The following is a 17,685-nucleotide window of genomic DNA, read 5'->3' as shown; positions in this document are numbered from 1 at the left end:
GCTTCACGGGCACGAGGATCTTCATGGCGGCTTACCTCCCGCGCCGCTCTTTTTGAGGAGGCGGCGAATTCTTCGGTTCGATATTGCAGCGCAAAACCAGGGGCGGACCCTAAAGACGGCACCGCCGCACTGTCAACGCATACCGTGGTCGCATCGAACCTATGGTTTACGTGCGCGTCAAGTGGTGCCTTCGATCGGCATGTTCCGGTCGAACAGCGGCACCCCCGGCCGGCGCATCACAACGATGAGGCCGATGCCGGCCGCAAGCCCGCCCACATGCGCCCACCAGGCCACCGCCTCGTCCACCGTGGTCACCGCCGAGACGATCTGCAGCAGCACCCAGAAGACGAGCGGCCAGCGCGCGGTGAGCCTGAGCGGGATGCGTCCGAGCACCAGGATCCACAGCTTGGTGCGCGGATGCAGCATCAGGTAGGCGCCGACCACGCCGGCGACGGCCCCCGAGGCGCCGATCAGCAAGGTGTCGGACCCCGGCAGCATCAGGGCATGCAGAAGGCCGCCGGCCGCCGCGGTCGCCATGTAGAAGAGGAGATAGCGGCCGTGACCGACCGCGTCTTCCACGTTGTCGCCGAACACCCAGAGGAAGAGCATGTTGCCGAGGAGATGCCACACGTCGCCGTGGACGAGCGCGTAGGTGATAAGGGTCGCGCCCTCCGGCACGAGTGTCACGCCCTCAGGGGCGGGGAGGCCGTCGAACAGGTAGGCCGGCGTTAGGCCGAGGCCGAAGGCGGCCGCATAGTAGGCCTCCACCACCAGGTCGCTCTGGAAGACGAAGTACACCAGGCAGGTGACCGCAATGATGGACCAGTTCACGAACGGCCGCGGAATGTGCTCAAGCGGGTTGTGGTCGTAGATGGGCACGAACATGCGTCGCCTCGGCCTCCGCCGGCACCAGGATGCGGGATCAGCGGGTCTTGCCCGGAACCCAGAGCACGTCCGCGGCGCCCTTGTCGTTCACCCAGCGGCTTGCCACGAAGAGGAAGTCGGACAGCCGGTTGAGGTATTTCACCGCCTCCGGGTTGACCGGCTCGGCCGGGTCGGCGGCAAGTTCCACCACCAGCCGTTCGGCGCGCCGGCACACGGTGCGGCCGAGGTGCAGATAGGCGGCGGCCGGCGAGCCGCCCGGCAGCACGAAGGAGCGCAGCGGCGAAAGGTCCTTGTTGAGGCTGTCGATCTCCGCTTCCAGCCGGTCCACCTGGGAGGCGAGGATGCGCAGCGGCTCGTAGCCGAGCGGTTCGCCCGTGTCCGGGGTCGCGAGATCCGCACCGAGGTCGAACAGGTCGTTCTGGATGCGCGCCAGCATGGCATCCACCTCCGGCAGCGCGCCGGTGTGCAGGCGGGCAAGGCCGAGGGTGGCGTTGGTCTCGTCCACGGTGCCGTAGGACGAGACCCTCAGATCGTATTTCGGCCGCCGCTCGCCGGACCCGAGGGCGGTCGTGCCGCTGTCGCCGGTGCGGGTGTAGATGCGGTTCAGAACCACCATGGGGTCAGCCTTTCCTCCGCCGTCCGGCGGCGACCCCGATGCTCCCCTCCCGGCCGCCCCTCAGAAGCGGTAGCCGACGGAGGCGGAGACGGCGGTCAGCCCCGGATTGTCGTCGCCGCAGAGATCCGCGTGCGACAGGTGTTCGATGCCGGCCAGAATGCGCCAGTGTTCGTCCAGTGACCAGCCCACCGCCGCCGCCTCCCGGAAGGTGGCCGCGCAGCCGAGCGGGCCGGTGTCGCCGCCGGTGTTGAGCGCGCCGCCGAGCGAGACCTCCACGAAGAGGCTGTCGGTCACCGGCAGCGTCCAGGTGAAGCCCGCGTAGCCGTAGAGCGGGTCGGCGCCGAGGGGCGAGGCAAGGCCCGCATGAAGCCGGGGGCCGAACACGAAGTCGACGAGCGAATTGCCGCTGTCGAGGGGCAGCGCCGAGGAGAGGACTTCCGCCCCGATGCCGACCGACGTGTCGTCCTCGAAGATGGCGGTGCCGAGCAGGCGGGCGCGAATCTCGTCGAGGATCCGGAAGGACGACGCGGGTGCCGCAAGGTCCGGCGCCGCGCCGAGGTCCGCCGCCGTCGCCGCGCCGCCGGCGCTCAGGGCACTGGCCAGGAGGACGGACGCGGCTGCGAGGGTGCGGCGGCGGAAAAGGGCGGGCATCGGCAACTCCGGGTCGGCGAATCAGGTCTGGGTCGACGGTGAATCACCCACCCTCGCGCCGCAACCTGGAACAGGGCCGGCCGCCGCCGGTTCGCGTCACCCTGTTGCGTCAGCGTCCCATCAGCCAGATGGACAGCATGATGATCGCCACCGCGACCCCCTGCAGGCCGATGCGCCAGCGCATCAGGGTCTGCGACCGGCTGGCGCTGCCGCCGCGGATCATGTTGCCGAGCCCGAGGAAGAGCACGATGGCCACGGCCGCGAGGGCGACCGGCAAGAGGAACTGGACGAAGGTGAGCATGTAGGTCCTTGGGCGGGAGAGGGGCGGCTGCGCCTGGCCGCGTGCGCCATATGGCGCCCTCGGCCAGGGGTGCAAGGGGCCCGGCGGGCGGCAGCGGCGGTCAGCCGAGCGCGGCGCGTATGGCCTCGGCTGCGATGCCGAGCCCGCGCTGGTCGATGCCGTGGGCGACGCCCGGACAGACGTGGAAGGTGGCCGGCACGCCGGCCGCGGCAAGCGCGTTCGCGGCGGCGAACAGGAAGTCGATCGGGAGCACCTGGTCCTCGTCCCCGTGGATGAGCGTCACCGGCGGCCGGGCCGTCGTGGCGGCAAGGTCCTCCGGGTCCGCCAGGAGGCCGGAGAAGCCGATGATGGCTGCCGGGCCGGTGCGGCGGCGAAGGCCCGCGTGGAGCGCCATCATGGTGCCCTGGCTGAAGCCGATCAGCACCAGACGGTCACCGGCAAGGCCGTGCCGGGCGAGTTCGGCGTCGAGGAAGGCGTCGAGGCCGGGGCCGGCCGCCTGCACGCCGCGCCGGTATTCCGTGGGGTCGCGGAAGGTGAGCGGAAACCACTCGCGGCCCATGGGCGACATGCCGCAGGGGTTCGGCGCGTGCGGGCTGACGAAGGCGACGCCCGGCACCAGCGGCGCGAAGGCGCGGCCGAGGTCGATCAGGTCGTTGCCGTCGGCCCCGTAGCCGTGCAGGAAGACCACGAGGCCGGTGGCGGGACCGCCGGCGGCGGGGGCGAGGCGAGGACCGTCGATGCGGCTCATGGGGCGGGCTCCGGGTCGGGCGTTCAGACCGGCACGGCGGTGCGGCCCTCCCGGCATGCCTTGTGGTAGGCCCAGAAGAGCTTGGCCGCAACGCCCCGCCAGGGCGACCAGGCCTCCGCCATTTGGCGCATGGCCTTTTCGCTCGGCCGGTCCGGCAGGCCGAGCCCCTCCATGGCGGCGACCTGAAGGGCGAGGTCGCCGGCCGGAAACACGTCCGCGTGGCGGGCGCAGAAGAGGAGGAAGATCTCCGCCGTCCACTGGCCGATGCCCGGCAGGGCGGTGAGCGCGGCGACCGCCGCCTCGGCCGGGGCTTCCGCGAGGCCGGCAAGGTCGAGCCCGTTGCGCGTGGCCTCTGCGACGCCACGGAGCGTGCGGATCTTCGCGCCTGAAAGGCCGGCGGCGCGCAAGGTGGCGTCGTCGGCCTCCAGAACCCGGTCCGGTGTCACCGCGCCGAGCGTCGTCTCCAGGCGGCCGTAGATGGCGTTGGCGCTCGCCACCGACACCATCTGGGCGACGACGATCCGGGCGACGCCCTCGTAGCCGGGCGGGCGGTGGCGGATCTCGACGGTGCCGCAGGCGGCCCGAACGGGGATGAGGCGCGGATCCGCCGCCACAAGGGCGTCGAGGCCTTCGGTCATGTCGGCGGGCGTCAGAAGAAGGCGCATGGGAGGCGGCAGGGTCCTTGGCAGGGTTGCGGCCGGCTTGTCCGCCGCCGATCCTGGCGGCGTGCCGGCCGGGCGCCGGGACCGCCACAATTCCGCCGGCCAGTCTGGCACGGGACGGCGACCAAGGCGAGGGACAGGCCGGGCGAGGCACGGTCGGACGGAGACCCGGGGAGGTGGGATTTATGCGGGACGAACGCAAGTGAGCGGCGGAGACAGGGATGCGGATGATCGGCGACCGGCCGGGGAAGCCGCGGCGACCGGCACTGAACCGAGGCCCGTGTTCCGGTTCGCGCCGTCGCCGAACGGCGACCTTCACCTCGGCCACGCCCTCTCGGCGCTCCTCAACGCCGAGGCCGCCGCGGCGTCGGGCGGCCGCATGCGGGTGCGGATCGAGGACATCGACGGCGAGCGCAGCCGGCCGGCCTTCGTGGCGCGGATCCTGGAGGACCTCGACTGGCTCGGCATTGCCTACGAGCGGCCGGTGCGCCGGCAGTCGGACCATCTCGCCAGCTACCAGGGGGCGCTCGTCCATTTGGCGGCCCTCGGGCTCACCTACCCGAGCTTCGCCAGCCGCGCCGCCGTCCGCGCCGCCACCGAGGCCGAAGCGGCGCGCACCGGACGGCCCGCTCCGCGGGATCCGGACGGAGCACCGCTCCATCCCGGCCTCGACCGCGATCTCGACCCGGCCGCGGCTGCCGCCCGGATCGCCGCCGGCGAACCGCATGCGATGCGCCTCCGCATGGACAGGGCCGTCGCCCTCGCCGGCCCCCTGTCCTGGCGCGAACGGGACGTCGACCCGGACGGCCATCCCACCGGCACCGTCCGCCGCGTCGCCGCCGACCCGGCCGCCTGGGGCGACGTGGTGCTCGCCCGCAAGGACGCGCCGGCGAGCTATCATCTGGCCGTCGTGGTGGACGACGCGGCGGAGGGGATCACCGAGGTGATCCGCGGCGCCGATCTCTTCCACGCCACGGCGGTGCACCGGCTGCTGCAGGTGCTGCTCGGCCTGCCCGAGCCGGTCTACCGGCACCACCGGCTGATCCTCGGCGAGGACGGCCGCAAGCTCTCCAAGTCTGCCGGCTCGGCGGGTCTGCGCGCCTTGCGGGCCGCGGGCGCGACCCCGGCGGACATCCGCCGGCTGGTCGGCCTCTGAAGCACCGGCGGGGCCGTCAGCCGGTTCAGTTCGCCACGTCCGCCAGGAGACCCGCCGCCACGGTGAAGCGCGCAACGGTCGGCGTTCCGGCCAGCAGGTCGGCGAGGGCGGCGTTGGTGCGCTCCACAGCGGCCCGCCGTTCGGCGAGCCAGGCGTCCATGCCGGCGCCGTCGGGGCCGTGCGCCGCAACGGCGGTCGCCACGCGCCGGTGGGCGTCGGCGAGCACCCGGCGGGCCCGCTCCAGGGCGAGACTCTCGTAGTAGTCCGACGGGCGAAGGCCACCGGCGAGCGTGTCGAGCCGGTCGATGCCGAAGAGGCCGGCGACCCGGCCGGTCGCCTCCGCGGCGGCGGCGATGGGCCGGCCGGACGCCTCCGCCACCCGGATCACGTCGAGGGCGTCGGCGATGTGCGGCAGCCGGGCGGCCCGGTTGGCAAGACCCACCGGCACGCCCGCCTGCACCAGGGCGGCGGCGTCCGCCTCGTCGGCGTCGGCGAGCGGCCGGCCGGCAATCAACGCTGCATAGGACTGGATCCCCGGTTTCAGCCGGGCGATCCGCTCGGCAAGGCCCCCCGTCGGATCGGCGTTGCGGATCAGCCAGAGCGGCGCTTCCACGAGCACGTCGCGCAGGCGGCCGTAGAGGTCGTTCTGGACGAGGCCCGGCACCTTGGTGTCGAGCGCGTCGACCGCCGCCACGAAGGCGTCCGCGTCGAAGGCGGCGCGGGCCACCAGCCAGGCCGCCACGATCTCCGCCGGGGCGGCGCCGGTCTGGTCGACGAGGCGTACGATGGCGGTCGGGCCGGCGAGGTTCACGAAGGCGTTGGCCACCACGGTGGCGACGATTTCCCGGCGCAGCCGATGGCCCAGGATATCGTCCCGGTAGTCGGCCCGCATGGCCGAGGGGAAGTAGCCGAGGAGCGTCTCCACCAGGGCCGGGTCGTCCGGCACCGGACTTTCCAGGAGATCGTCGAAGAGGACGATCTTGGCGTAGGCGATGAGAACGCCGATCTCCGCCCGGGTCAGCGGACGCCCGGCCTTCTCCCGCTGGGCGAGCGTTGCGTCATCCGGCAGCGTCTCCACGGCGCGGTCCAGCCGGCCGCGTCCCTCCAGCCACTGGATCAGCCGGCGCTGGTATCCGAAATCCGCCATGCCGGCGGCCTCGGCCAGCGATACGCAAAGGCTCTGCCGGTAGTTGTTGGCAAGCACCAGCGCGGCCACCTCGGACGTCATCTCCGAGAGGAGCGCGTTGCGGTTCTCGATTGTGAGCCGCCCGCCGCGCACAGCCCGGCCGAAGGCGATCTTGATGTTCACCTCCACGTCGGAGGAGTTGACGCCGGCGGAATTGTCCACCGCGTCGGAATTGCTGCGTCCGCCGGCAAGATTGTACGCGATGCGGGCGCGCTGGGTTACGCCGAGGTTTGCGCCCTCGCCGATCACCTTGGCGCGCACCTCCCCGGCGGTCACCCGGATGCCGTCGTTGGCGCGGTCGCCGACCTCCGCGTCCGTCTCCGTCTCGGCGCGCACATAGGTGCCGATGCCGCCGAACCAGAGGAGATCGGCCGGCGCCCTCAGGATGGCCCGCATCACCTCCTGCGGGGTGGCGCGGGCCTTGTCGAGCCCGAGCGCCGCCTGCGCCTCCGCCGACAGCGGAATGGCCTTGAGGCTCCGCGAGAAGACCCCGCCGCCGGTCGAAATCCGCGCGGTGTCATAGTCGGCCCAGGACGAGCGGGGGAGAGCGAACAGGCGCTCGCGCTCCGCAAACGACGTCTCCGGGTCGGGATCCGGGTCGAGGAAGATGTCCCGGTGGTCGAAGGCGGCGATCAGGCGGATCTTGCGCGACAGCAGCATGCCGTTGCCGAACACGTCGCCCGACATGTCGCCGACGCCGACCACCGTGAAGGGCGTCGTCTGGATGTCCGTATCCATCTCGCGGAAATGGCGCTTCACGGCCTCCCAGGCACCGCGGGCGGTGATCCCCATCTTCTTGTGGTCGTAGCCCGCCGACCCGCCGGACGCGAAGGCGTCCGACAGCCAGAAGCCGCGGGCGTCGGCGATGCCGTTGGCCGTGTCGGAGAAGGTGGCGGTGCCCTTGTCGGCGGCGACCACCAGATAGGGGTCGTCGCCGTCGTGGCGGATGGTGCGCGCCGGCGGGATCACGGTGTCGCCGTCGAGTGTGTCGGTGAGGTCCAGGAGGCTGCCGACGAAGAGCGTGTAGGCGGCGGTTCCCTCCTGGAACACCGCCTCGCGCGGGCCGGCGGGCAGACGTTTGGGGAAGAAGCCGCCCTTGGCGCCCACCGGCACGATCACGGCGTTCTTCACCTGCTGGGCCTTAACGAGGCCGAGCACCTCGGTGCGGAAGTCCTGCGGCCGGTCCGACCACCGGAGACCGCCGCGCGCCACCTTGCCGAAGCGCAGGTGCACGCCCTCCACCCGCGGGGCATAGACCCAGATCTCCCGGAACGGCCGGGGTGCCAGCAGGTCCTCGATCCGTGCCGGGTCGAACTTGAGGGCGATCACCGGCCGCGGCCGGCCGTCGGGGCCGAGCTGGTAGAAGCTGGTGCGGACCGCCGCGGCGACGAGGTTGGCGAGGCGGCGCAGAATGACGTCGTCGTCGAGGCTCGTCACCGCTTCGAGGGCGCCGTCGAACTCGGCCGCGACCCGCGCCTCCTCCAGCGCCCGGTCGCCCGCAAGGTCCGGGTCGAAACGGGCGCGGAAATAGCGGACCAGCGTGGCGGCGATCGCCGGATGTCGGTTCAGCGTGTCGGCGATATAGCCCTGCTCGTAGGGAATGCGCGCCTGCTGCAGGTAGCGCGACAGGGCGCGCAGGAGCGCGATCTCCCGCCAGGCGAGGCCGGCGGAGACGAGGAGCGCGTTCAGCCGGTCGCTCTCCGCATGGCCGAAGGACACCGCCATGGCAAGCGCCGTCAGCGGCTCGCCCACCTCGTCAAGCGGCACCGGGCGGCCGTCGGCGCGCACGAGCCGCATGTCGTGGATCACGGTGCCGGGCTCCGGCAGCGGCAGGACGAAGGTCTGCTCCTCGATCACCCGGAAGCCCATGGCCTCCAGCACGGGCACCCGCTCGGAGAGCGGCAGCGGCCCGCCCCGATGGTAGATCTTCACGGCGATCTCGCCCGGGTCCGCGTCGCGCGGCACGCGGAAGGCCACCGCCAGGGTGCGGCTGCCGGTCAGCCGGTCGAGGCGGGCGGCGTCGTCGAGCGCCTCGGTCTGGTCGTAGCTGTCCCGGTAGGCGGCCGAGAAGGCCGGTCCCCAGCGCTCGATCAGGGTGCGGGCGTGGTCGGGCGCGTGGCGGGCGCGCACGGCCTCGTGGAAGGCGTCGGCCCAGGTGCGCACCAGGGCGGCGACGCCGGCCTCCAGCTCCGTGCGCGAGGGGTTCGGCGTCTCGCCCTCGTCGCGGCCGATGATGAAGTGGATGCGGGTGAGGGTGCCTTCCGGAAAGAAGGGATAGAAGGCCGACACCCGGCCCAGGTAGATGCCGCTGAGGAAGGCGCCGAGGCGGATGCGCACCTCGGTGCTGTAGCGGTCGCGCGGCACGAACACGAGCACCGAGACGAAGCGGTCGAACTTGTCCCGCCGCGGCAGCACGCGGATTCGCGGCCGCTCGTCGAGCTCCAGGATGGCGATGGCGAAGTCGTAGAGGGTGTCGAAGTCGATCTGGAAGAGATCGTCGCGCGGATAGTTCTCCAGCACCGCCGCCAGCGTCTTCGCCGAGTGGCCGGTCGGGTCGAACCCCGCCTTGGCGATCACCCGCTCCACCTTCTGGCGAAGGTAGGGGATCACCCGGGCCGAGCGGGTGTAGGCGGTGGCGGTGAAGAGGCCGACAAGGCGGATCTCGCCCTTCAGCGTGCCGGCGGCGTCGTAGCGCTTGATGCCCACATAGTCCATGTAGGCGCGCCGGTGCACGCGGCTCTTCACGTTCGCCTTGGTGACGATCAGCGCCTCGGGCCTGTTCATGAAGTCGCGGATCTCGGGCGTCACCTGGACGAGGTCGCGGCCGCGCCGGAGCACCCGCACGTCCGGGTCCTTGAGGATGCCGAGGCCGGTCTCCGGCTTGAGGGCGATCCGGTCGGCCTCGCCGGTGGCCATCTCCACGTCGTATTCGCGGTAGCCGAGGAAGGTGAAGTTGTCGTTGGCGAGCCACTCCAGGAAGGCCACGGCCTCGACCACCTCGTCGGCCGGCAGCGGCGGCGGCGCGGCCCGGTAGTCGGCGATCACCCCGTCGAGCACCGCCCGCATCGCCGGCCAGTCGGTGACGGCGGCGCGCACCTCCGTGAGCACCCGGTCGAGCCGGGCGCGCAGGTCCGCCCGGGCGGTGGCGTCCGGCAGGCGCGCCACGTGGATGTGGATGAGGCTCTCGCGCGTGCTGCCGGCCGATCCTGGCTCGGCGAACCGCTGCAGCACGCCGGCCTCGGTCCGCACCACGCTGAGGATTGGATGGACGAGAAGGCGCACGTCGACCTGGCTCTCGGCCAGCTCCTGCATCACCGAATCGACCAGGAAGGGCATGTCGTCGTTGAGGATCTCCACGACGGTGACGGCCCGGTGGGCCGTCCCGGAGCCCGGATGGTCCGGGTCGAACACGGTCACCCGGTGGGTGCCGGGATGGTGGGCCGCAAGGTCCGCCATGGCGGCTTCAGCGAGCGCCAGCAGTTCGGCCGGCGTGTAGACCGCCACGTCCTCGGCCGCGCCGCGGGCGAGGAAGACGCGGATGAAGTCGGCAAGTTCCGGGTTGCCGCGCGCCGTGGCGATCCCGGCGGCCTCATCGATGCGGGCTTCCTTCAGAAGATCCAACGTCTGCGGCATGGACGGTCTCCGGCGCATCCGACGGTGGCGCGGGCGGCCGACGCGTCCCCCCTTTCGTCGCTGCGGGTGTCCGTTGTAGCGCGCCGACCTTTCGATTGTTCAATGCCGAGTGGGTCTGCCGGTTCGAAAAACGGAATAGATGACAGCGCCGTGGCACCCGTCGGCCAAGCGGCGCCCCGGCGGGCGGATCAGTCGTCGCCGCCATCCTCGTGGGCATCGGACTGGCGGTCCGACGAGCGGCTGCCGTGCCGGTTCTCGCCGCCCGATCCCCGGTCGGAAGGCGCGGATGCCGCCTCGCGGGCGCGGCGGTCGGGCCGGGGCCGCCCGGCGAGCTTCCTCACCAGAATGGGCGCGATAGCCAGCGCCACGAAGGCCGCGGCCAGCAACACCTCCACCGGCACGGTGACGCCGGCCGCCATCCCGCTCCCCTGGCAGCCGGCAAGGCCGAGGGCGACCGCGGGCGGAAGGAGGCGCGGCCGGAGCAGGCGCGGCTGGACGGACATCGTGAAAACTCCCCGCGACTATGCGGTAAGCACGATGCGGCGCGCCGGCGCGTTCGGCAAGGCCGCGGATGCGGTGGTCGAACCGGGAGCTGCAGGCTGGGCGAAAACGCGAAAGGGCCGGCGCGGGGGCGCCGGCCCTTCCTGAAGTGGGAATGCGTCGAGCGCTTCCGTCATCCGGCGGCGTTCGCCGCCGGGCGGTTCACTCGGCCGCCTTGCCCTTGCCCTGGGCCTTGGCCTTCTCCACGGCCTGCATGATCATCGAGCGGGCCTCCTCGGCGTCGCCCCAGCCGATCACCTTCACCCACTTGCCGGGTTCCAGGTCCTTGTAGTGCTCGAAGAAGTGCTCGATCTGCTTCAGCGTGATGTCCGGCAGATCGGTGTGGCTCTCCACCTTGTCGTAGCGCTTGGTCAGCTTGGTGGAGGGGACGGCGATGATCTTCTCGTCGCCGCCGCTCTCGTCCTGCATCTTCAGAACGCCGATCGGCCGGCAGTTCATGATGGCGCCCGGGATGATGGCGCGGGTGTTGCAGACGATCACGTCGATCGGGTCGCCGTCGTCCGACAGGGTGTGCGGGACGAAGCCATAGTTCCCCGGATAACGCATGGACGTGTAGAGGAATCGGTCGACCCAGAGCGCGCCGGCCTCCTTGTCCATCTCGTACTTGATCGGCTCGCCGCCGAGCGGGACCTCGATGATGACGTTGATGTCGTAGGGCGGGTTCTTGCCGATGGGGACGGCGTCGATGCGCATGGTCGAGGTCTCCGGATCCGTGCCGAACGGGCTGCGCCGATCGGGCGCAGGATGGGGCTTAGTAGCGGTTTCCGCGCTCGCCGCCAAGTCTGCCCTTGTGCGCTGCAGCATGCCTCAAGGAATTAAGACTAAAGCCGGGGTCGGCCAACGGGCCTGCGAACCGCCCCGCAGGGGCGGCTGAACCGCCCCGCAGGGGCGCCTGCTCCGCGCCGAAGGAGGGGCCCGAACCGCCCCGCGTCGGGTTCCCCGCCGCCCCGCAGGGGACGGCCGGGATCCGTGAGGCCTGCGGTCGCGCTTCCGGGCGATGCGGCTCTTGACTCTTTTGGGTCAGCTCGGAATCTATGAGAACATAAGTGGAACAAGGCGAGTTGAAGACCCATGCAGCCGCGCGTTCATCGAAAGGACGCGGGACGGATCCGTGCGTTCCTGCGCGACCGTCCCGCCGCTCCCGTCCCGCCACCTCCGGGCCCCCGACCGGACCCTGGCATGGACTCTGGCATGGACTCTGGCACGGACCCTTGCATGGGCCGGGACCTGGCCCTGCCGGCCGTCCTGGAGCCGGCGGAGGGGGCCGCCCCGAGCCTTGCGGATCTTCGCCGGATGGTGGCGGTGCTGGAAGGCAGGGTGGAGGCCGGCGCCCGGCTGGAGGCGCCGGTCGTCGCGCCGGCGGAGGCGGCGCCCGCCGGCTGGCCCGACGGTGGCGGTCCGGCCCGCGCCCGCCGGCGTCCCGGCCGGCTGACGCTCGGCGTGCCGGCCTTCGACGGCTGGTTCGACGGCGGCCTGCCGCTCGGCGCGGTCCATCTGGTGCGCACCGACGAGACCCGGGCGGCGGGCGCCGCCTCCGGCTTCCTGGCGGCCCTCATCGCGGCCCTCGGCACCCGGCGGCCGGGGCCGGTGCTCTGGGTGCGGGAGGACCGGGCGGCACGGGAGGCGGGCCGGCCGGCGGCCCTCGGCCTTGCCCAGCTGGGGCTCGATCCGGCCCGGCTTCTTGCCGTGGACGTGGGCCAGGCGGCGGACGTGCTCTGGGCCATCGAGGAGGGGCTCGGCTGCGGCGGTCTCGTCGCCGTGGTGGGGGAGATGCAGGGCCTTGCCCGCGCCTTCGACCTCACCGCCTCGCGCCGGCTGGCGCTCCGGGCGCGGGAGGGCGGGGTGCCGCTCTTCCTGTCGCTCCAGGGGGCGCCGCCTGTCGCCTCCGCGGCCACCACCCGCCTCCTGGTGACGCCGCGCCCGTCCGAGCCGGTGGACGGCTTCCTGGCGGGCGCGGGCTTTCCGGCCTGGACGCTCGTGCTGGAGAAGAACCGCGACGGCCGCACCGGCCGCCTGGATCTGGAGTGGAACAGTGATGAACGCCGCTTCCGCGCCCTTGCGCCCCGCCCGCTTCCTGTCGATCTGGCTGCCCCGCCTGCCGACCGACCGACTGGCCCGGCTGCGCCTGGGACGGTCGTGGCATTCCAGGGACGGGAGTCCCGTGGCGGGCGACCCGGCCGCCTCGCCCTCCAGGGCGGCTGGACCGCTCCGGCAGAGGGCGGCTGACCCGCCCCGGCGTGAGGCAGATCCGTCCCAGAGGGCGGCTGACCCGCCGCGCGCCGTGGTGGAGATCCAAGCCGGCGCGGTGCGCCTGGTGGCGGTGGATGCCGCCGCCGAGGCGGCCGGCGTGCGGCCAGGCCTCAGCCTCGCCGACGCGCGCGCCCTCCTGCCGACGCTGGCGGTGGACGACGCCGATCCGGCCGCCGACGCGGCCCTTCTCGCCGCCGTCGCCGACTGGGCCGACCGCTACACGCCGCTCGTCGGCCTCGACCCGCCGGACGGCCTTCTCCTCGACATCACCGGCTGCGCCCACCTGTTCGGCGGCGAGGCCGCCATGCTGGACGACCTCGTCGGGCGGCTGCGGGCGCAGGGCTTTTCCGCCGTGGGCGCGGTGGCCGACACGGTCGGCGCCGCCTGGGCGGTCGCCCGCTTCGCCCCCCCGGCGGGGGCCGTGGCCGCCGGCCGGGTGGTGCCGCCCGGCCGGCACGGCGAGCGCCTCGGCGGCCTGCCGCTTGCCGCCCTCCGGCTGCCCGCCGACATGGTGGCGGCGCTCGACCGGGTGGGCCTGAAGCGGATCGCCGATGTGCACGGCCAGCCGCGCGCGCCGCTCACCGCCCGCTTCGGCCCGCTCCTCGCCCGCCGGTTGGACCAGGCCTTCGGGGCGGGCGGCGAATCCATCTCGCCCCGCCTGCCGGCGCCGTCCGCCCTTGCGGAGCGGCGGTTCGCCGACCCGGTGACCGAACTCGCCACCCTGGAGGCGACGGTCGCCTCCCTGGCGGAATCGCTTTCCGCCGGCCTGGAGGCGCGGGGGGAGGGGGCGCGGCTCGTGGAGCTCGCGCTCTTTCGCGCCGACGGCCACGTGACCCGGGTGGAGGTCGGCACCGCCCGGCCGCTGCGGGCCCCGAAGGCGCTGGTCGGCCTGATCGGCGAGCGGCTGGCCACGCGGGCAGGCGGGGGGCTCGACCCGGGCTACGGCTACGACCTCGTCCGTCTCGCGGTCCGCCTCGCGGCCCCGCTCGACGCCGCCCAGACCGACCTCACCGGCGACACCGACCGGTCGCTGGCGGTGGAGCGGCTGGTGGACCGGCTCGGCGCCCGCTTCGGCCTTGCCGCCGTCACCCGCTTCCTGCCCCTCGACAGCCACGTGCCGGAGCTGACCGCCGCCCTGGTGCCGGCCGCAACCGTGGCCGAGCGGGCGCTCGGCTTTGCGGCGACGCCCCGGCCCGACGCGGGCGAGCCGCCGCGCTTCCCGGTCCGCCTCCTCGGGGAGCCGGAGCTGGTGGAGACGGTCGCCGGCGTGCCGGACGGCCCGCCGGTGCGCTTCCGCTGGCGGCGGGTGGTCTACGACGTGGCCCGGGCGGAAGGCCCGGAGCGGATCGCGCCGGAGTGGTGGAAGGCCGAGGTGGCCTTCACGCGCGACTATTTTCGGGTGGAGGACGCGGAAGGACGCCGCTTCTGGATGTTCCGCGACGGTCTCTTCGTGCGCGAGGTGGAGGCGCCGCGCTGGTACATGCACGGGCTGTTCGCCTGAGCATGCGGAAGGCGCGGCGGTCAAGACGCCACGAGCCGCGCGACGGGCCGCCGGGGTGCTCTTCCATCATGTCTCAGGGAAGCCACCGCGATCGGTCGGACGGCCTCAGCTCACGTCCCAGCCGAACACCAGCACGGGCAGCACGGTGTCGCCCACGCGCTCGCCGGTCTCCACCACCGTGCGGCCGCCGAGCCGGCGATAGAAGTTCACCGCGCCGGCGTTGGCCCTGAGCGCCCGCACCGCAAGGCCGGCGAACTTCAGCTCCGACAGGGTGCGGCGGGCGGCTTGGAACAGCCGGCGGCCAAGGCCGACGCCCTGGTATTGCGGCAAGAGGTAGATCTCGTAGATCTCGCCCTTGTAGGGCAGGGTGCGCATGCGGCTCGGCCCCACGGTGGCGTAGCCGACCACCTGACCGTCCACCTCCAGCACCAGAACCACCACCTGCCGGCGGAGCGCCTTCGACCACCAGGCCGGACCCCGCCGTTCCACCATCCGCTCCAGGTCGAGGCCGGGCAGGATGCCACGGTAGGCGTTGCGCCAAGCCTGATCGTGTACGGCCGCAATCCCAGCCGCATCCTCCAATCGCGCACGCCGTATATCGATCGACACTGTGCTCATGAGACGAGCTTAACCCGTCCCTGGCGAGCGGAAAAGACGGAAACGGTGATGCCACCTTCACCAACGCGCGCGAAACGCGAACGGCCCGCCGAAGCGGGCCGTCCTCAAAAAGCAAAATCAAAGGGATCGACGCAAAGGCGTCTTCACGGCGTTCCGATCAGAAAAGGCTGCCGAACGGCCAGAAGGACGAACCGGCCTTCGGCGGGGGCGTGGCGTCCGCCATCGTGGCCGGTGCCGCCGCCCCGACCGGCACTGCCGGTTCGATCGCAGCCGTGCCCGGCGCGGCCACCGGCGCGAGCGGGGAGGCGGCCGCTGAAGCGACCGGCGCGGTCGGCGTCGCGGGAACAACCGGCACCGCCGCTTCCGGCGAGAGGGCGCCGGCGTCCGTCGACGCGGCCTCGCCGCCGAACGAGAACAGGCGCGAGAACATGGAGCCGGACGACCGGGCCTGGCTCGCCTCCGCCGGCGCCATGGCAAGAGCGGTGCTGTCCACCCGCGGGTTGCGGCGCGGCAGCGGTTCGCCGTTCGGACCGGCCGTGGGGAGCGCGGCGACGGCGGTGGTCGGCGCGGCGGGCGTGGCGCCGGTCGCATCAGCCGATGTCGCGGCGGCGGGCGTTCCGGCCGTGGGCGCGGCCCCGAACAGAGAGGCCAGCGCCTTGCCGCGCTCCTCCATGCGCAGGCGACGCTCCTCGGCGACGCGGATCTGCTCGTCCTTGCGGGCGGCGATCATGATGGCGCGCTCCTCGGCGGCCTTCTTCTCGCCCTCCAGGCGGGCGGCGATCACCACCGCCTTCTGCTCGTCCTCGGCGGCTTTCCGCTCGGCAGCGACGCGCAGCGCCTCGGGCACCTCCAGCACGGGGCAGTCGGCCACCGGGCTCATCTCCACGCCTTCCTTCGGCTTGGCGTTGAACACGTAGCGGCGGCCGCACACGTCCACCTTGGGCTCGGCCCGGGTCAGCTCGAAGTGGTCGTAGCCCACCTTCAGCATCTTCCAGAAGCCCATATTCGGGTCGTTCCAGTGCCGGGCCATGTTCTCGGGCGTCGGCCGGAACGGAAAGGCTTGCAACTGGAAGGACTTCTGCCCGCCGCGGAAGGCGTCGCGGGCGATCGCGTAGATCTCCTGGATCTGCTCGTCCGTCATGGCGTAGCAGCCGCGCGAGGAGCAGGCGCCGTGCACCATCAGGGCCGTGCCGGTGCGCCCGTGCGCCCGGTCGAAGGCGTTCGGGAAGCCGGTGTTGAAGGCGAGGTAGTACTGGGAATTCGGGTTCATCAGGGCGGGCGTGATGGTGTAGTAGCCCTCCGGCGCCTGCCGGTCGCCTTCCTTGATCTTGGGGCCGAGGTTGCCCGACCACTTGCAGATCTCGTAGGACTTCACCAGCACGTAGCGGCCGCTGCGGTCCTTGCGCCAGACCTCGAAGGCGTTCTCCTCCTTGAAGATGCGCATCAGGACCGGCGCCGTGGTGGCGACGTCGAGCTTGACCATCTCGGCCTTGGTTTCGGCCGAGACCTGCCTCAGGTGCTTCGGCCCGTAGCCGAGTTCGTCCGCCTGGCATCCGGCCAGGAGGGCCGAGACCAGAACCGCGCCGAGAAGACGGGTCGCTGCCCGCGAGAAGTTCGTGGAAGCCATCGTATTCCTGCCTGATCGCCCGGTCGCCGAAAACAGAGCGTCGCCCCCGCGCCCTCGGACAAGCCTGAAGTCATCCTTGACGGATACCGTTACCGAACCGTTACCAGAAAAGCTCGTATGCGGCTTCACGTAGAGGACGTCACCCACCCTGGAAGCATCGACCGAAACGGCCGCTCCACGCAACCCCGGATTTCCGCAGTGCGGTCGTCACTCGCTCACGGCTTGAGGTCGCGGCCGATCGCCAGGAACTTGTCGCGCCGGGCCTTCTTCACGTCGGCCGGCGACAGGATCAGCAGTTCCTCCAGCGCGCTATCGAGCATGTCGCCGGCAGCCGCCATCACGGTGTCCGGGTCCCGGTGGGCGCCGCCGGTCGGTTCCTTGACGATGCCGTCGATGATGCCGAAGCGCATCAGGTCCTGGGCGGTGATCTTCATGCCGGTGGCCGCGTCCTGGGCCTTGGCGCTGTCCTTCCAAAGGATGGAGGCGGCGCCTTCCGGCGAGATCACGCTGTAGATGGAGTGCTCCAGCATGTAGACGCGGTTGCAGGTGGCGACCGCGATGGCGCCGCCCGAGCCGCCCTCGCCGATGACGAGGGCAAGGTTCGGCACCGTCAGCTTCAGGCAGGCCTCGGTGGAGCGGGCGATGGCCTCAGCCTGGCCGCGCTCCTCCGCGTCGACGCCCGGATAGGCGCCGGCGGTGTCGACGAAGGAGATCACCGGCAGGCGGAAGCGCTCGGCAAGGTCCATCAGGCGGATCGCCTTGCGGTAGCCTTCCGGGCGCGCCATGCCGAAATTATGCTTGATGCGGCTCTGCGTGTCGTGGCCCTTCTCCTGGCCGAGCACGGCCACGGGCCGCCCCCGGAAGGTGCCGAGCCCCGCCAGGATGGCGGCGTCCTCGCCGAACGAGCGGTCGCCGGCCAGCGGCGTCCAGTCGCCGATCAGGCTGGCGATGTAGTTGGCGGCGTGGGGCCGGTCCGGATGGCGGGCGACCTGCGTCTTCTGCCACGGCGTCAGCTTGGCATAGATGTCGACGAGAGCCTGGGCGGCCTTGGCCTCCAGCTTGGCCACGTCGTCGTCGATGGCCACCGCCTCGCCGGACTGGGAGAGCGCCTTCAGCTCCTGGACCTTGCCTTCCAGGTCGGCCACGGGCTTTTCAAATTCGAGATAGCTGCGCATCCGTCTTCCAAAATGGTCACGCGCCGGCCGACGCGACGTCGGCTTCGGGCCCGCCGGCCACCGGAGGCGGCCGTCGCCCGGGCGGGGGGATCGCGACGGCGCGGACACTGGCGTC

General features: G+C 72.2%; 15 protein-coding genes. 3 read left to right on the top strand and 12 right to left on the bottom strand.

Annotation, left to right across the window (positions count from 1 at the left end; all coding sequences use genetic code 11):
• Positions 1 to 177 precede the first annotated feature (177 nt).
• The 6 genes from BUQ68_RS17630 to BUQ68_RS17605 form a co-directional block, all read right to left on the bottom strand.
• On the bottom strand, positions 178 to 885 hold the full coding sequence (locus BUQ68_RS17630) for a rhomboid family intramembrane serine protease (protein ID WP_075217323.1): 708 nt from the start codon (positions 883 to 885) through the stop codon (positions 178 to 180).
• 37 nt (positions 886 to 922) lie between these two features.
• Positions 923 to 1,501, bottom strand: coding sequence for a cob(I)yrinic acid a,c-diamide adenosyltransferase (locus BUQ68_RS17625; RefSeq protein ID WP_075217322.1), 579 nt, complete (start codon positions 1,499 to 1,501; stop codon positions 923 to 925).
• 60 nt (positions 1,502 to 1,561) lie between these two features.
• Complete coding sequence (locus tag BUQ68_RS17620; protein ID WP_075217321.1) at positions 1,562 to 2,152, bottom strand: acyloxyacyl hydrolase; 591 nt, start codon at positions 2,150 to 2,152, stop codon at positions 1,562 to 1,564.
• A gap of 109 nt (positions 2,153 to 2,261) precedes the next feature.
• On the bottom strand, positions 2,262 to 2,453 hold the full coding sequence (locus BUQ68_RS17615) for a twin transmembrane helix small protein (RefSeq protein WP_075217320.1): 192 nt from the start codon (positions 2,451 to 2,453) through the stop codon (positions 2,262 to 2,264).
• Positions 2,454 to 2,553: 100 nt separating this feature from the next.
• Positions 2,554 to 3,201 carry an alpha/beta hydrolase gene (locus BUQ68_RS17610; RefSeq protein WP_075217319.1) on the bottom strand — a complete coding sequence of 216 codons (648 nt, stop codon included), beginning with the start codon at positions 3,199 to 3,201 and terminating at the stop codon, positions 2,554 to 2,556.
• A 23-nt stretch (positions 3,202 to 3,224) separates the two neighbouring features.
• Positions 3,225 to 3,866 (bottom strand): DNA-3-methyladenine glycosylase family protein, encoded by a 642-nt coding sequence (locus BUQ68_RS17605; RefSeq protein ID WP_075217318.1) that lies wholly within the window; start codon positions 3,864 to 3,866, stop codon positions 3,225 to 3,227.
• Between the two features lie 277 nt (positions 3,867 to 4,143).
• Here BUQ68_RS17605 and gluQRS point away from each other — a divergent pair, with 277 nt between their 5' ends.
• Positions 4,144 to 5,019: a tRNA glutamyl-Q(34) synthetase GluQRS gene (gene gluQRS, locus BUQ68_RS17600; RefSeq protein ID WP_075217317.1), complete on the top strand. Its 876-nt coding sequence runs from the start codon at positions 4,144 to 4,146 to the stop codon at positions 5,017 to 5,019.
• Positions 5,020 to 5,044: 25 nt separating this feature from the next.
• Here gluQRS and BUQ68_RS17595 read toward each other — a convergent pair whose 3' ends face one another.
• From BUQ68_RS17595 to ppa, 3 genes are all read right to left on the bottom strand, one after another.
• Positions 5,045 to 9,838, bottom strand: coding sequence for an NAD-glutamate dehydrogenase (locus tag BUQ68_RS17595; protein ID WP_075217316.1), 4,794 nt, complete (start codon positions 9,836 to 9,838; stop codon positions 5,045 to 5,047).
• Positions 9,839 to 10,026: 188 nt separating this feature from the next.
• Positions 10,027 to 10,341, bottom strand: a complete 315-nt coding sequence (locus BUQ68_RS17590) for a hypothetical protein (RefSeq protein WP_075217315.1) — start codon at positions 10,339 to 10,341, stop codon at positions 10,027 to 10,029.
• A gap of 199 nt (positions 10,342 to 10,540) precedes the next feature.
• Positions 10,541 to 11,092 (bottom strand): inorganic diphosphatase, encoded by a 552-nt coding sequence (gene ppa / locus BUQ68_RS17585; RefSeq protein ID WP_075217314.1) that lies wholly within the window; start codon positions 11,090 to 11,092, stop codon positions 10,541 to 10,543.
• 522 nt (positions 11,093 to 11,614) lie between these two features.
• On the opposite strand from ppa, the gene BUQ68_RS24580 reads away from it, so the two are divergent.
• Positions 11,615 to 12,625 (top strand): ImuA family protein, encoded by a 1,011-nt coding sequence (locus BUQ68_RS24580; RefSeq protein ID WP_245293301.1) that lies wholly within the window; start codon positions 11,615 to 11,617, stop codon positions 12,623 to 12,625.
• A 55-nt stretch (positions 12,626 to 12,680) separates the two neighbouring features.
• Entirely contained in the window at positions 12,681 to 14,150 is a 1,470-nt protein-coding gene (locus BUQ68_RS17580; protein ID WP_245293300.1) for a Y-family DNA polymerase, read from the top strand.
• Between the two features lie 105 nt (positions 14,151 to 14,255).
• Here BUQ68_RS17580 and BUQ68_RS17575 read toward each other — a convergent pair whose 3' ends face one another.
• From BUQ68_RS17575 to BUQ68_RS17565, 3 genes are all read right to left on the bottom strand, one after another.
• Complete coding sequence (locus BUQ68_RS17575; protein ID WP_075217312.1) at positions 14,256 to 14,768, bottom strand: GNAT family N-acetyltransferase; 513 nt, start codon at positions 14,766 to 14,768, stop codon at positions 14,256 to 14,258.
• A 157-nt stretch (positions 14,769 to 14,925) separates the two neighbouring features.
• Positions 14,926 to 16,395, bottom strand: a complete 1,470-nt coding sequence (locus BUQ68_RS17570) for a L,D-transpeptidase family protein (RefSeq protein WP_075217311.1) — start codon at positions 16,393 to 16,395, stop codon at positions 14,926 to 14,928.
• Positions 16,396 to 16,610: 215 nt separating this feature from the next.
• Positions 16,611 to 17,570, bottom strand: a complete 960-nt coding sequence (locus BUQ68_RS17565; RefSeq protein ID WP_075217310.1) for an acetyl-CoA carboxylase carboxyltransferase subunit alpha — start codon at positions 17,568 to 17,570, stop codon at positions 16,611 to 16,613.
• Positions 17,571 to 17,685 lie beyond the last annotated feature (115 nt).

The sequence above is a fragment of the Mongoliimonas terrestris genome, assembly GCF_001927285.1.
Taxonomy (GTDB): domain Bacteria; phylum Pseudomonadota; class Alphaproteobacteria; order Rhizobiales; family Pleomorphomonadaceae; genus Chthonobacter; species Chthonobacter terrestris.
This window is presented reverse-complemented; position numbering and strand designations above follow the sequence as displayed.